The 14,800-nt window shown below is 60.0% G+C and carries 15 protein-coding genes; 4 read left to right on the forward strand and 11 right to left on the reverse strand.

From position 1 onward, the window contains the following. Positions 1 to 67: 67 nt before the first annotated feature. From DXZ77_RS05455 to DXZ77_RS05485, 8 genes are all read right to left on the reverse strand, one after another. Positions 68 to 859, reverse strand: a complete 792-nt coding sequence (locus DXZ77_RS05455) for a DsbA family protein (RefSeq protein ID WP_115030555.1) — start codon at positions 857 to 859, stop codon at positions 68 to 70. 168 nt (positions 860 to 1,027) lie between these two features. Next, positions 1,028 to 1,573 (reverse strand): DoxX family protein, encoded by a 546-nt coding sequence (locus tag DXZ77_RS05460; protein WP_258553154.1) that lies wholly within the window; start codon positions 1,571 to 1,573, stop codon positions 1,028 to 1,030. Positions 1,574 to 1,672: 99 nt separating this feature from the next. After that, the gene (gene trpA, locus DXZ77_RS05465) at positions 1,673 to 2,494 is read right to left on the reverse strand and encodes a tryptophan synthase subunit alpha (protein ID WP_115030557.1); all 822 of its coding nucleotides are present in this window, start codon (positions 2,492 to 2,494) and stop codon (positions 1,673 to 1,675) included. Then, the gene (gene trpB / locus DXZ77_RS05470) at positions 2,494 to 3,747 is read right to left on the reverse strand and encodes a tryptophan synthase subunit beta (protein ID WP_258553155.1); all 1,254 of its coding nucleotides are present in this window, start codon (positions 3,745 to 3,747) and stop codon (positions 2,494 to 2,496) included. The genes trpA and trpB overlap by 1 nt, the downstream gene beginning before the upstream one ends. Further along, positions 3,744 to 4,565, reverse strand: a complete 822-nt coding sequence (trpC, locus tag DXZ77_RS05475; RefSeq protein WP_115032623.1) for an indole-3-glycerol phosphate synthase TrpC — start codon at positions 4,563 to 4,565, stop codon at positions 3,744 to 3,746. The genes trpB and trpC overlap by 4 nt, the downstream gene beginning before the upstream one ends. Before the next feature lie 101 nt (positions 4,566 to 4,666). Next, positions 4,667 to 4,912: an HGxxPAAW family protein gene (locus tag DXZ77_RS11730; protein WP_147279201.1), complete on the reverse strand. Its 246-nt coding sequence runs from the start codon at positions 4,910 to 4,912 to the stop codon at positions 4,667 to 4,669. A 221-nt stretch (positions 4,913 to 5,133) separates the two neighbouring features. Continuing rightward, a complete protein-coding gene (locus DXZ77_RS05480) occupies positions 5,134 to 5,670 on the reverse strand; it encodes a Trp biosynthesis-associated membrane protein (protein ID WP_181816040.1) in 537 nt (178 codons plus the stop codon). Beyond that, positions 5,667 to 7,202 (reverse strand): anthranilate synthase component I, encoded by a 1,536-nt coding sequence (locus tag DXZ77_RS05485; RefSeq protein WP_115030561.1) that lies wholly within the window; start codon positions 7,200 to 7,202, stop codon positions 5,667 to 5,669. The genes DXZ77_RS05480 and DXZ77_RS05485 overlap by 4 nt, the downstream gene beginning before the upstream one ends. Before the next feature lie 174 nt (positions 7,203 to 7,376). On the opposite strand from DXZ77_RS05485, the gene DXZ77_RS05490 reads away from it, so the two are divergent. Beyond that, positions 7,377 to 8,822 carry a GGDEF domain-containing protein gene (locus tag DXZ77_RS05490; RefSeq protein ID WP_115030563.1) on the forward strand — a complete coding sequence of 482 codons (1,446 nt, stop codon included), beginning with the start codon at positions 7,377 to 7,379 and terminating at the stop codon, positions 8,820 to 8,822. A gap of 44 nt (positions 8,823 to 8,866) precedes the next feature. Further along, positions 8,867 to 9,514, forward strand: coding sequence for a TIGR03085 family metal-binding protein (locus DXZ77_RS05495; RefSeq protein WP_115030565.1), 648 nt, complete (start codon positions 8,867 to 8,869; stop codon positions 9,512 to 9,514). A gap of 14 nt (positions 9,515 to 9,528) precedes the next feature. Here DXZ77_RS05495 and DXZ77_RS05500 read toward each other — a convergent pair whose 3' ends face one another. Both DXZ77_RS05500 and DXZ77_RS05505 read right to left on the reverse strand, forming a co-directional pair. After that, positions 9,529 to 11,013, reverse strand: a complete 1,485-nt coding sequence (locus DXZ77_RS05500) for a cobyric acid synthase (protein WP_258553156.1) — start codon at positions 11,011 to 11,013, stop codon at positions 9,529 to 9,531. After that, positions 11,010 to 11,993 (reverse strand): cobalamin biosynthesis protein, encoded by a 984-nt coding sequence (locus tag DXZ77_RS05505; protein WP_220181597.1) that lies wholly within the window; start codon positions 11,991 to 11,993, stop codon positions 11,010 to 11,012. Before DXZ77_RS05505 ends, DXZ77_RS05500 begins: the two co-directional genes overlap by 4 nt. A gap of 125 nt (positions 11,994 to 12,118) precedes the next feature. Here DXZ77_RS05505 and DXZ77_RS05510 point away from each other — a divergent pair, with 125 nt between their 5' ends. Both DXZ77_RS05510 and DXZ77_RS05515 read left to right on the forward strand, forming a co-directional pair. After that, a complete protein-coding gene (locus DXZ77_RS05510) occupies positions 12,119 to 12,745 on the forward strand; it encodes a bifunctional adenosylcobinamide kinase/adenosylcobinamide-phosphate guanylyltransferase (protein ID WP_115030571.1) in 627 nt (208 codons plus the stop codon). Next, entirely contained in the window at positions 12,745 to 13,521 is a 777-nt protein-coding gene (locus tag DXZ77_RS05515; RefSeq protein ID WP_181816041.1) for an adenosylcobinamide-GDP ribazoletransferase, read from the forward strand. Before DXZ77_RS05510 ends, DXZ77_RS05515 begins: the two co-directional genes overlap by 1 nt. A gap of 74 nt (positions 13,522 to 13,595) precedes the next feature. Here the strand turns inward: DXZ77_RS05515 and gcvT are convergent, their stop codons facing one another. Next, positions 13,596 to 14,696 carry a glycine cleavage system aminomethyltransferase GcvT gene (gene gcvT / locus DXZ77_RS05520; RefSeq protein WP_115030573.1) on the reverse strand — a complete coding sequence of 367 codons (1,101 nt, stop codon included), beginning with the start codon at positions 14,694 to 14,696 and terminating at the stop codon, positions 13,596 to 13,598. Positions 14,697 to 14,800 lie beyond the last annotated feature (104 nt).

Below are 14,800 nucleotides of genomic sequence, written 5' to 3' on the forward strand. Positions count from 1 at the left end.
GTGTCCTGTACCCGCCTGGGCAATTCTGCTGCTTTCACCACGATGGCCAAGAACGGCGCGCGGTGGATCAGTTGGTCGGCTTCGTTCCGGCAGGTTTGCCGCCAGCGGCGGTCACCGCGTTGATGAGGTCTTCACCCGTCGTTGTTTGTTTAAGCTCGAAGTCTTTACCGTTCAGACGGTAGGTGGGCGTCCCTGCAATCTTGTCATCACGGCTGGTGCGTTCTTCGACCGCTTTGAGGTACTTGCCGTAGCGATCATCAGAGAAGCAGCTCTTCCACGTTTGCAACTCGTTTCCGCTAATTCCCGAGTCGGTGGCGTACTGCTGCAGCTGAGCATCAGTCCAACCCTGTCCTTCTTCTACAGGACGGTTCTTCTCTGCGAAGAGGGTGTCGTGATACTGAACGAACTTGCCAGCATCGACGGAGCACATGAGGGCATTACCTGCCCGTTTCGACGAATCGTTGCGAAGATTGTCGTCCAAGAATGTTTTTACGTGATAGGTGACTTTTGCCGACCCTGCGTCACGAATCTGCGCCACAGCCGGACCCAAAGCCTTCTCCGCGAAAGCACATGCCGGGCACTGCGGGTCTTCGTAAATGTCCAGAGTCGGAGCCTTCGGGTTGGCCTTGTCTGCGTTAACTACGACTCCACCAGCAGGCCCTTCTATGCCCTTAGGGATCGGATAAGAAGCTGAAGAATCGCTCGAATTCGATTGCATCCCTGCGAAAATCGCCCAAGCCACTCCAGCGACCACCGCAACCACGATCACGGCAGCGATCACCGGCGTCGCTTTTGACTTCTTCGGTGCGGCCGCGGCGATTTTCTCTGCCCGGCTCGAGGAAGGCTGCTTTGAAGCCATGTGTTTGGTTCTCCTGCGTGTGGGAGTAGCGGAGCGCAGCGCGCCTCGCCAGCACCCGTCCGATATGACGGCGTAGCGGTCGCCCCGTACTGATTCAACTACGAAGTAATGATTGAACTACGAAACGAAGCTAGAGATTCCCAGCGACGTACCCAATCAGTCAAACTTTCAACCTGCGCGCCGCGACAACCACGCATCAAGAGAAAGAGCTGTGACCGGGCGCCACAACAGCCAGGCGCCAGCGGCAACAAAAACCACGTCCCGGGCAATATCTTGCGGGTATTTCGTTTTCCCCGGCTCTACAAACCCGCCATCACCGAAACAGCCACAGTCAATCGTCAACCCGCGCGCCCACGCCGAGGCGATCCCAATGATGAAAATCACCATGATGACCGTGCCCAACAAAGCAGTCCACCGCGTGAACAAACCGGACACAATCAGCAACCCCAATGCAATCTCCACCACCGGCAAGGCGTACCCGATGACAGCAGCCACCTCAAAGGGGAAGATCTGATACGCCTGCACCGACCGAGCCGAGGTTAAAGGGGTAAAAATCTTCGAGAACCCGGCCAGCAAAAACGCCCCACCCAGCACGAACCGAGCCACCAAGCCAATCCACGGCGAGTACCGAGCCAACCGGTCGCCAGCGGTGGCATCACCAGAATTTTCTTGTCGACTTAACCGCGTTTGTTCATCCACTGCAGGGTCGTTCACTGCCACTCCTGATCGTTACTTTCACACGCGCCGGCGCGCTCCGAGAAAGAAACGACCAACGCTCCCCCAACAATTCCCGTGACAGCTGTCACGGGATATTCAGCGTCCTTCACGCACACCAGCACAAAGCTGACGAGTCAGCTCAGCCAGCGCAGGCAAGCTCTGGGCGAGAGGTTGCTGCGCATCGACACATTTCACCAACGCCGACCCCACAATTACTCCATCAGCATAGCCAGCGATCTCAGCCGCCTGCTCACGGTTAGAGACCCCCAAGCCCACCGCCAACGGGGCGTGCGTAACTGCACGAGCGCGCTGCACAAGCTCACGCGCTGGATCACCCACGCTGGAGCGAACCCCTGTCACACCCATCGTCGAAGCCACATACACAAATCCACGGCAATGCCCCGTCGTCATCGCCAATCGCTGCGGCGTACTCGAAGGAGCCACGAGAAAAATAGGAGCCAACCCATACTTGTCAGCAGCAGCCAACCAAGCACCGGCCTCATCTGGAGTTAAATCAGGGATGATCAACCCACTGCCGCCAGCCTCAGCCAAATCGGCAGCGAACTGCTCCACCCCGTAGTGGAGAACAAGGTTCCAGTACGTCATAACCACCGCAGTGCCACCGGCAGCAACAACCGTACGCACCGCAGTGAACGCATCGCGGGTCCGTACCCCATTCTCCCTGGCTATGTCCCCAGCCAGCTGAATCACTGGACCATCAAGCACCGGATCACTGTACGGAAGCCCCACCTCAACGACGTCGGCGCCGTTATCCACCAAGGTGGTGAACACATCTAAAGAGTCCTCCACCTTCGGATACCCCACCGGGAAATACGCCACAAGAGCAGCCCGACCCTCTTGAGACGTCCGCGCAAAAACATTGTCCAAACGCGCCTGCCCCGATTCAGCCACACTCATCAGCGATCCCCCTGCCCCGCAACGCCTTCACTGCCACCTGCACCAGAATCCGGGAGCATGCCGAACCAACTCGCAGCCGTATCCACATCTTTATCGCCACGCCCCGACAGATTGACCAGAATCACTGCCTCCGAGCCCAACTCACGCCCCACCTTCATGGCGCCAGCTAACGCATGAGAACTCTCAATAGCTGGGATGATGCCCTCAGTCCGGCTCAACAGCCTGAACGCCTCCATCGCTTCCTCATCTGTAATCGGCGCATATGTGGCACGACCCGAATCATGCAGATACGCATGCTCTGGCCCCACGCTCGGGTAATCCAACCCCGCCGAAACAGAAAACGAATCAATCGTTTGCCCGTCAGGATCCTGCAACACATATGTCGCCGCACCATGCAAAACACCAGGGGCCCCACCACTAAAACGCGCAGCATGCTTACCCGTCTCCACACCGCGGCCACCAGCCTCGAACCCGTACAACCGCACCTGCTCATCAGGGACAAAAGCGTGAAAAACACCCATCGCGTTCGATCCGCCACCTACACATGCACACACCGCATCCGGCAGACGCCCAACCTTGTCCACAATCTGCTGCCGCGCCTCAACCCCAATAATCCGCTGGAAATCTCGAACCATCTCCGGGAACGGGTGTGGCCCAGTCACCGTGCCCAAGGCGTAATGCGTGCTGTCCACATGCGCAACCCAGTCGCGCAACGCCTCATTAATCGCATCCTTAAGCGTGCGGCTGCCATGCGTAACCGCGATCACCTCGGCACCAAGCAACCGCATCCGCGCCACATTCAGAGCCTGCCGCTGCGTGTCCTTCTCCCCCATATACACCACGCACTCCAGCCCCATCAGCGCTGCAGCCGTAGCAGTAGCAACACCATGCTGGCCAGCACCTGTCTCAGCGAGAATGCGAGTCTTCCCCATTCGCTTGGTCAACAACGCCTGCCCAAGCACATTGTTGATCTTGTGCGAACCCGTGTGATTCAAATCCTCACGCTTAAGGAACACCCGCGCACCGCCGCAATGCTCAGCAAAACGCGCCACCTCCGTCACAACGCTCGGGCGGCCCACATACTCACGCTGCAAACGCTCCAACTCGGCCACAAACTCCGGGTCTTCCTGAGCTTTTCGCCATTGAACGTCGACTTCATCCAGCGCCGCAACCAGCGCCTCAGGCATATACATACCGCCATAAGCGCCAAAACGCCCCGGAACGTCATCACCCTGCACAGACACGCGATTCACCGACCAATCTTTCCCTGCGTAGACGGATGCGCACCGGCCGCGACAAGGTCACGCACCGCACCACGTGGGTCTCCCCCCGTCACCAGTGACTCCCCCACCAACACCGCGTCTGCTCCATCACGAACAAAATCCATCACGTCATACGGCCCCCGCACCCCAGACTCAGCCACTTTCACAACCCCAGAAGGAATCACCGAAACCACCCGCGCAAACGTACTCCGATCAACCCTCAACGTTTTCAAATTACGGTTATTAACCCCCACCACCCTGGCCCCAGCAATCACCGCACGCTCACACTCTGCCTCATCATGAACCTCTACCAACGCCGTCATCCCCAGCGAATGCGTCCGCTCCACTAAGCTGATCAGCTGCTCCTGCTCCAAAGCCGCCACGATCAACAACACCGCATCCGCGCCGTAAGCCCGCGCCTCCCACAACTGATACGGATCCACCACAAAATCTTTACGCAGCAGCGGAACATCAACCCTGGCCCGCACCGCCTCTAAATCGACCAAACTGCCGCCAAAACGTCGCTGCTCAGTCAAAACACTGACCATCGAGGCCCCACCAGACTCATACTCCACCGCCAACGCAGCGGGATCAGCAATCGCTGCCAACGCCCCCTTACTCGGACTTGACCGCTTCACCTCCGCGATCACTGCGACACCATTACCGTCACCACGCAACGCAGCCTCAGCGTTCAACGCTGAATCCCGTGAAGCAGCAACGTCTTTGAGCTCCTCCAGCGAAACAGCACGCTTACGTTCAGACAGGTCCTCTACGACCCCTGCGATGATCTCGTCAAGAACGGTACCCACCCTCGACAGGGTAGCCGTCACAGAAAAACCCGCTGAATCGTCTCAGCGAGCGGCCCGCCACCAAACCCGCCCGGCGACGAGCCACCCACCAACACCAAAAATCAATGACCGTGCGGTTTTTCCTGATTAAAACCCATGCGGTTCATCGCAGCCCACACCACGACACCAGCCACCACACCCACAACACCAACTATCCACATCCACGACTGCCCCAACACCATGCCCAAAGAAATAAGAGCAGACGCCACGAGCAAAATCACCGTACCTGTCCACGCCGCAGGAGTGTTGCCATGCCCAGGCTCAGCGTGAGTGCTCTGCTGGACGGGCTCAGGGGCCTGATGACTCATCGGAAATCTCCACTCTCCTGACAATGCGAGGCCCTACGCCCCACGAATCTGCATATTGGGTTTCCACTACATAATCGGCGCCACGCCACCAGTCATGCGTTATCCAGAACAACCAGATAGCGCGCCACAGCACGTAACACCCAACCACACTCAATTGTTACAGCCGAAACCATATCCCCGCACCGCCCTCACCAGGACCGGCGCGCCACGCCAGCATCCACTCACACCGTCGGATCCTCACCCCGACTCAACGCATCCCAGTCCGAGACCGCATCACCTCCACCTCTACCTCCACCAGCATCAACACCAGCCGGCGAAGAAAACCGCGACGACGCACGACCCCACCTGCCTGCCACACACGCACCAACCCCACCTGCCACACACGCAACTACTCCCCCAGCCACAGCAACCCACCCAGCAACACCAGCCACAGCCCCACCAGCCACAGCCACCCCCGCCAACACCGCCACTCCAGCTCCCGTGGCACACACCAACCCACCAGCACACCGCGCCCACACCCCCTGTGTAAACGCACCAAAGGCACCAGCAGCTAACCCCGCCAACGCCATCGCCAACACACCCGGAGCCACCTGCGCCCCCGTCAACGTCACCGCACCCGCAGGCCCCACCCCTGCATCAACAGTCCACGGCACCTGCGTCACCACAGCAACCACCGCATGCGCAACTAACCCCGCAGTAAGAACAACACTCTTACGAGCCCACACAACCCCACTAGAACCAGACACTTCCACACTCACGGGCACCCCATCGTCGAAGCAGCAGCAACCGCACGCAACACAGCCATCGCCTTATTCACCGTCTCCTGATATTCCAACTCAGGAACCGAATCAGCAACAACCCCCGCCCCCGCCTGAACATGCGCCTGCCCACCACTCAACAAAGCCGTACGAATAGCAATCGCCACATCCACATCACCATGCACATCCAGATACCCCACAACCCCGCCATACAACCCCCGACGGCTCACCTCCTGCTCATCAATAATCCGCATCGCACTGGGCTTAGGGGCACCCGACAACGTCCCCGCCGGGAAAGTAGCCACCAAAGCGTCATACGCACCCTTCCCCTGCTGCAACACCCCCTCCACACTCGACTCAATGTGCATAACGTGGCTATACCGACGCACCCTCATGAACTCCACAACATCAACCGTGCCCGCACGACACACACGCTGCAGATCATTACGCGCCAAATCCACAAGCATCACATGCTCAGCACGCTCCTTCGGATCAGCTAAAAGCTCCTCCTCCAAACGCTGATCCTGCACAGGAGCCACCCCCCGCGGACGCGACCCCGCAGTCGGATGCGTAATCACCCGATTCCCCGTCACCCGAACCAACGCCTCCGGACTAGACCCCACCACGTCATACCGACTGCCATCCGGACGCTCAAACCGAAACATGTACATATACGGACTCGGATTACTCGCCCTCAACACGCGATACACATCCAACGCATCAGCCTCACACGACATCGAAAAACGATGACTCGGCACAACCTGAAACGCATCACCAGCCCGAATATGCTCCTTCGCAGCCTCCACCATCGCCACGAACTCCTCCGCCGTGCGATCCGAAACCGGCTCCGGCACAGGAGTATCAAACACCGCCACCGAACTAGGCGCAGGCCGCGATAAACCAGCCACCATACGGTCCAACCGCGCCACAGCACCCGCATACGCATCAGCCACCCCCTCATCACCGCCATCCCAATTAATGGCATTAGCAACAAGCAGAAGCGACCCATCCGAATGATCAAAAACAGCCAGATCATCCACCAAATTCATCGCCAACTCCGGCACCCGCACCACATCCGGATTGCCATCAGGAACCGAGGACTCCCACCGCCGCACCGCGTCATACGAAATATGCCCCACAAAAGCAGAGGTCATCGGCGGAAGCCCCACCAACGGGTCCGAAGCCAACAACGCCAACGACTCCCGCAACGCCTCCAACGGATCACCACCCACCGGCAACCCCGCCGGAGCAGACCCCAACCAAAAAGCCTGACCATCCTTCTCCGTCAACGTGGCCCGACTCGACACCCCCACAAACGAATAACGATCCCACTGCCCCTGCTCAGCAGACTCCAGCAAAAACGTCCCCGCAGCATCCCCCGCAAGCTTGCGATACACCCCCAACGGCGTCTCACCATCAGCAAGCACCCGCCGCACCACCGGAATCACCCGCCGCCGCGCAGCAAGCTCCTCAAAAGTCGACAACTCAGGCCACGTCACACCCCACCCCACCTGCGGAACACTCACCGACATCCCACCAACACCCTGCTGACTGCATCGCTCGTCACTCACGCCCCCATTCTGCCGCCCCGACACACCACCCAAAACGCCACAACCCCAACCTCCCACGCCAGAACAACCCCAAGATGGTAAAAGTGAGCAATCCCCTCACTCACGCACAGTCCACACACACTCGAAGGAGAGGACGTGGAACCCATCGCGTCCCCCACAGCATCGCGACAAAAAATCCTCTTCTGGAGCGGACTCACCCTCGCTGCAATCACCGCAATCAACAGCAACAACGAACTCATCCTCGACCTGGTCTGGCTCCTATTCGCCATCACCATCACCATCGGACCCCACTGCCACAAACTCAAACCCAAAACCGCCGCCCTAGCCTCAATACCCGGAATCCTCCTCACCCTCGACGGCATCCTCGAACTCATCCCCGCCACCTCAAACACCATCATCGGACCACTCTGGCTTAGCGAATACGTCTTCCTCCTGGCCTACCTCGCCCTCGCCATCGGCCTCATCAAACTCCCCCGACCAGCCGGACACACCCACCGCGCCACCGCGCTCACCGACGCTCTCGCCACAGCCGTCGCCACATTCCTTGCCTTCTGGACCGTAGCCAGCGGCGCCGTACACGGCGGCGAAGACCTCCCCCACGCCCTCATCATGGCCACCTACCCAGCCATGGACACTCTCCTACTCAGCCTCAGCACCCACCTAGCCATCCAACGCCGCAACATACCCACCAGCCTCTGGTGGCTCATCGGCACACTCACCGCCGTCACCGCACTCGACGCAACCCTGTCCACCTACGAACTCATCGCCCCATCCGACACACCAGCCATCCTCGACTCACTTCAAGCCTTCACCGTCTTCGGCGTGGCAGTCGTAGTCATCCACCCCACCTTCCCACGCCTATTCACCTACACACCCCCACCCCAACACGCCCCCCGCACACACATCGCCCTCCTACCCCTCACGCTCTCCCCCACCGCCCTAGCAGCAGCCACCCCCGCCACCAACACCATCGACGCACTCGCCCGCGCCTTCCTCGTCATCACCCTCCTGGCCCTAGTCGCATTACGACTCTGGATTACCTTCGGCCACCTCAACACCGCCGTCAAAGACAGCACATACCGCGCCACCCACGACCAACTCACCGGCCTGCCCAACAGAGCAGCCACCCTCGAAGCCCTCAACCACAAACTGCTCGACACCACCCCAAAACGACACAACACCACCGCCGTCATCTTCCTCGACCTCGACGAATTCAAATCCGTCAACGACCAACACGGACACGACACCGGCGACCAACTACTCCGCCACATCGCCGCGATCCTCTCCTCCGTCACCCGCCCCGAAGACATCGTCGGCCGATACGGCGGCGACGAATTCGTCATCATCGCCGACAACCTCACCCCCGCAGACGCACAAAGCGTCGCCGAACGCATCCTCAACCACTTCACCTCCCCCCTGCCCCTACGCGACGGCATCACCTGGACCGCAACCTTCTCCATCGGCATCGCCCTAGCCACCCCAGAAACCACCTGCACCCCCCAACAACTCCTCGCCCAAGCCGACGCAGCCATGTACAACGCAAAAAAACAAGGAAAAGGCAGATGGGCCATCGCCACATAAACATCACCAACACCAAAACCACCGCACCCTGACAAAATGACCCCATGACCGGACTGGCGAAAATCGAACGACAACAGTTCGCATCTACCCTCATGCGAGTCGGCCCACAAGCGCCCACCCTCTGCGAAGGCTGGAGAACCAAAGACCTCGCGGCACACGTAGTGCTACGCGAAAGACGCCCCGACGCAGCCATAGGCGTCCTGCTCAGCGCCGTCGCCGAACACACCCAACGCGTACAAGACGAATACGCCGAAAAAGCCTGGCCCCAACTCATCAACATGGTCCAAGAAGGCCCCCGCGGCTGGTCCCCTACCCGTCTGCCACACATGGACGACGCCATCAACCTCGTCGAGTTCTACGTCCACCACGAAGACGTCCTACGAGCCGCCCCCGACTGGACCCCCGAACACACCCGCACCCTCAACGCCGACTTACAAACCGCCCTATGGGCACGCCTGAAACAAGCCGGACAACTCATGTTCCGCAAATCCCCCACCGGCGTCGTTCTCGTCACACCATCCCACGGCCGCTGCGCCGTCCACCGCCCCACCAAAAACGGCACAGTCGTACTGCGCGGCGAACCTTCCGAACTCGTCCTCTACGCCACCGGCCGCACCCACGTAGCAGACATCGAAATCACCGGCGAAGGCGAAGCCATCACCGCCTTTTGCGAACTAGAACTGGGCCTATAAACCCACACCCCGGGTCACAACCCAAGCACACGCTCCAGTGACCCGGGAACAAGATGTTCAGTCAACGCATCCGCCACCGCATCAAGCATCCTCTCCCGACGCGAAGCAAAACCCAACGACGAAGACGCCACCCACCCCTTACCCACCCGCGAAGAAACCTCCGCCAAAAACACACGCCGAAACGCATCATTCTCAAACGCACCATGCCAATGCGTCCCAAACACCCCACCACGACGCACCCCATCAAGAAACGCCTCGCCATCCCCCTCATCCACAGGAGCAGTGAAAACCGGCGTTCCATGATGAATCTCGTACCCACCAACCTCAGCGCCACGCCACACACCACGCGGAGTTCCCAAATGCTTCTGCGCGGTAAACACCACCTGCACCGGAAGAAGCCCCAACCCCTCCACGTTCACCGGACTAGGCGCCTCCACACACTCCTGATCAATGACCCGCTCAGCAAGCATCTGATACCCGCCACAGATACCCAGCACCGGGCGCCCCACACGAGCCCGCTGCGCCACCACCTCATCCAAACCATCAGCACGCAAACCCGACAGATCAGCAAGCGTGGACCGCGACCCGGGCAAGACAAGCAGATCAGCCCGAGCCAGCACATCCGGATCGCGCGTCACCGTCACATCGACGCCTGGCTCCGCCGCGAAAGCATCCACATCCGTAGAGTTCGAAATACGGGACAACGCGACCACAGCAACCGTCAGCCGATCCTGGCATGCCTTATCGGCACCTGCTCCGGATCGCTCGAATGCCCCTATGGTCAAAGCATCCTCACCATCTAGCCACGCATCTGCCAGCCACGGCACCACTCCCAACACCGGCACACCGGTGCGCTCGTGCAGGATGTCCAATCCCGGACGCAACAGCGCCTCGTCACCACGGAACTTGTTAACTATCCAGCCAGTAATCCGAGCCCTGTCCTGAGCATCAACAATCCCCCAGGTGCCGTACATCGCAGCCAAAACGCCACCGCGATCAATATCCCCAACAACAACCACCGGAAGGGACTTCTCTGCAGCCAAACCGAAGTTGACGTAATCACCGGCCCGAAGATTCACCTCAGCAGGGCTGCCAGCTCCCTCAGCAATGACCACCTCGTAACGAGAGGCAAGGTCATCCCATGCTTCATACGCCGCTGCAGCTAACTCCCGACGCCCCGTGGCCCACTCACCCGTCCCCAGGCGTCCATGCGGCCGCCCCATAAGAACAACGTGGCTCGTTCGATCTGTCCCCGGCTTCAATAGCACCGGGTTCATCGCCGCTTCTGGAACGGCGCGAGCAGCCAACGCTTGCAGCCACTGCGCACGACCAATCTCTACACCGTCGGGTGTGACCATGGAGTTGTTGGACATGTTCTGGGACTTAAACGGAGCTACACGCACTCCTTGTCGCGAAAAATAGCGACACATCCCGGCCACGAGCAGGCTTTTTCCTGCATCAGAGGTCGTTCCGGCAACAAGAAGGCCATGAGCGGTCACAGCGTGCTCCTGGGGGTAGTAATGCGGCGTCGACCAGGCAGCACCCATGCAAGGGCTACACAGGCCGCGGTAGCTGTTGCAGCTACCGTGCGAGTGAGGGTGATGGCGCGGCGTACGTCATCCACGACTGGAGCTGGCCCTGTTCCAAGCTTGCCGCGTGTTTCCCGGCTACCTGCATACGTGTTGGTGCCGCCTAGAGAAACTCCCAATACACCGGCTGCGGTGGCTTCAACCGGGCCCGCGTTGGGGCTGGGGTGAGCAGGGGCGTCATGCCGCCATGCCAGGCAAGCTCTGGTCACTGCCGCGTAGCCACCAAAGGCTGGAGCGATAGCGACTGTGACCGCTGCGGTAACCCTAGCGGGGAGGTAATTGAGCAGATCATCCAGGCGTGCAGAGGCCCACCCGAATTTCTCGTAACGGTCGCTGCGGTATCCGACCATTGCATCGAGAGTGTTGGCTGCGCGATACAGGACTATGCCCGGTACGCCAGCTACAGCCCCCCAAAAGACTGCGCCAGTGACAGCATCCGATGTGTTTTCAGCCAGTGATTCCACTGTTGCGCGTGCGAGCTCATCGGCGGTGAGGGCACTTGCATCACGACTACACAGGTGCGAAAGGCGTTCCCGGGCCGCGGTGAGGTCCCCTGAGATGGCCGCTGTGTCCAGGCGAGTGGCCATTGCTTCGCCTTCTGCTTCAAGCGATTTACCCCCAAGAGCGACCCAGGTGCTAGCGGCGGTGAGTAAACAGCGTTGCCAGGGGGAACGGGTTTGGGAGTTGATAACCAGGGCAGTTCCGGTCACTGCGGTGAGCAGTAATGATGTGTAGAGGATCCCGTGCTTGCGACTGTTGGCCCATATGTGTTTTTCGGTTGTTGTGGCTAGCTGCCCAAACCATGCCACGGGGTGGTGTCGGGGAGGATCTCCCAGAATCCGGTCTGCTACGTACCCCAGGCATAGGCCAACCGCTACGGATCTACTCACACACACATTTTGCCCGTATATAGGTGGCGTGTGCGCTCGCCCACGCCACCTGCGCGGTGGTGCGTCGTAGGCTCGGGGTCAGGATCCTTCGTTGAGCGCTGGGAGCGTGACTTTTCGTGACGGTAATGCTGGTTCTAGGCGGTGTTCGTAGCGGGAAAAGTCGTTTGGCTGAGCGGCTGGCTGGGGCGTATGAGCGGGTCACGTATGTGGCTCCTGGGCCGGTTCCAGATCCAGTGGCTCCGCAGGATGCTGAGTGGCGGGAGCGGGTGAGGGCGCATCAGTTGCGCCGGCCGACTCATTGGGTGACGCGTGAGACTGGTGATGTTCCGGGGGTTATCAGCTCTGTCGCCGGTGAGTCTGCAGGTGGGCGCGGGGCTGTTTTAGTTGATTGTTTGGGCACGTGGACTACTCGGCTTATTGACGATGCGGGGGCGTGGGATGAGCGTGATCAGGCAATGGGTGTGGTGGAGCAGGGGTGTGCGCGGTTGGGTAGTGCGTTGGAGTTGACCGGTGGTGCGGGGGTCGATGTGATTTTGGTGTCGAATGAGGTGGGCTTTGGGGTGGTTCCGGCTCATATGTCGGGACGGCTTTTCCGAGATGCGCTTGGTCAGGTGAATCAGTGTGCGTCTGCTGTTGCGGACCGGATGGCGTTGGTTGTTGCTGGTCGGGTGGTGGATTTGACGGGGTTTCCTACGGTCGATGATGTGGCGATGGGGTGGGGAAATGCGCGGTTTGGTCGTAGGGGTGCGTGATGGTGCGTGATGTGTTGTGTTTGGCGTTTGGGACGTTGACGACGTGGCGTGTGCCGCCGCCGAGAAATATTGATGCTCGGGTGGCTGCGGGAGCGATGTTGATTGCTCCGGTGGTTCTTGTGCCGTTGCTTGTGTTGATGGGGTTGGGGGTGTGGGTGGGGTCTTTTTTGTCTGTGTCTCCTGCGGTGGTGGCTGCGTTGTTGCTTGCTGTTCTTGCTGTTTCGAGCCGGGGGGTGCATCTGGATGGTTTGGCTGATACGGCTGATGGGCTGTCGGCGTCGTATGACCGCGCGAAGGCTCTTGATGTGATGAAGCGCAGCGATATTGGCCCTAGTGGTGTGGCTGCTGTGGTTTTGAGTGTTTTGGTGCAGTTCAGTGCGCTTGTTGCTTTGGTGCAAAGTGGTGCGGGTTTGGTTTTGTCTGTGGTGGCGGTGGTGGTGTCGCGGGCGTCGTTGGCGTGGGGGTGTCGGCGTGGGTATCCGGCGGCTTCGTCTTCGGGGTTGGGGGCTACTGTGGCCGGTTCTGTTTCGCCGGTGGCGTTGGCGGTTGTGTCGGTGGTGATTGCGGCTGGTAGTGCGTTGGTTACTCATGTTTGTGGGGGCGGTTGGTGGCATGGTCTGGTTGTGTTCGGGGTGGGAGTGGTGGCTGTGTTGTTGTTGTTGCGTCATGCGCGGGCGCGGTTAGGTGGGATGACTGGTGATGTTCTTGGTGCGGGAGTGGAGATTTCTTTGAGTGTTGCGTTGGTTGCGGGGGCAGTGCTTGTGGCTGCTTCGTGATGTGAGGGTGGAAAGCGGCGAGGGTGCGGACCGGGTAGTTCCGGTTCGCACCCTCATTGTTGGGCAGGGGTGGATCAGTCGGCGACGCCGGTTTCAACGAAGGGTGGGCGCTGCACGATGGCTTTCAGCTTGCGGTTGCGTACGGCGATGAATACCTCGTCTCCGGCTTTGATGCCGCGGTCGATCAGGCCCAGGGCGATGCCTTGTTTGAGAGAGGGGGACATGGTTCCTGATGTGACAACGCCGATGACGTTTCCGTCGGCGTCAAGGATTTCGCAGTCTTGGCGCGGGATGCCTTTGTCTTGGACTAGCAGGCCCCAGGAGAGGCGGGCTTTTTTCTCTGCGCGCTGGGTGGTGAGGAAGTCTTTGCCCCAGAAGGCGGGTTTGTCCCATCCGATGGCCCAGACGGCGCGGGCCATGTTGGGGGTGATGTCGAGGTTGAGTTCGTGGCCGTGGAGGGCGTAGCCCATTTCCATGCGGAGGGTGTCGCGAGCGCCGAGTCCGCAGGGGCGGCCGTTGAAGGGTTCGATGGCTTTGAGGAGTTCGCGCCATAGGTCTGCGCCTTTGTCCCAGGGGCAGACGAGTTCGTAGCCTTTTTCGCCGGTGTAGCCGGTGCGGCAGACGGTCATAGGGATGCCGTTGTGTTCTGCCTGTTCGAAGGACATGTATTCCATGTCGGTGGGTAGGCCCATGGCGGTGAGGACTTTGGGGCTGTCGGGGCCTTGGACGGCGATGATGGCGTAGTCGGTGTGTTCGTTGGTGACGGTGATGCCTTCGGGGGCGGCTTCGGTGAGGAGGCGGACGACTTCGCTGGTGTTGGCGGCGTTGGGGATGAGGAGGATGTCGTCTTCGGCTCGGACGTATTGGATGAGGTCGTCGACTACGCCGCCGGTTTCGTTGCAGCACATTGTGTATTGGGCTTTGCCGGGGCCGATTTTGCGTAGGTCGTTGGTGAAGCAGGAGTTGACGAAGTCGAAGGCGCCTTGTCCTTTGACGGTGGCGTTGCCGAGGTGACTGACGTCGAAGATGCCGACGCGTTCGCGTACTGCTGCGTGTTCGGTGAGTACTCCTCCGCCTGCGTATTCGATGGGCATGAGCCAGCCGGAGAAGTCGGCCATTTTGGCGCCGAGGGCGAGGTGTTCGTCGTGGATTGGGGAGAGTTTGTCTTCGCTCATATGGGTCACGTTAGGGCCGTGGGCGTTTTGGCGCAGCTACATGTCGCTTCCGGGCGGGGTGGGGCGTGTTAAAAGTGGGTGTTTTTTGGGGATCGGCCTGTTTG

This window comes from Dermatophilus congolensis (assembly GCF_900447215.1).
Taxonomy (GTDB): domain Bacteria; phylum Actinomycetota; class Actinomycetes; order Actinomycetales; family Dermatophilaceae; genus Dermatophilus; species Dermatophilus congolensis_A.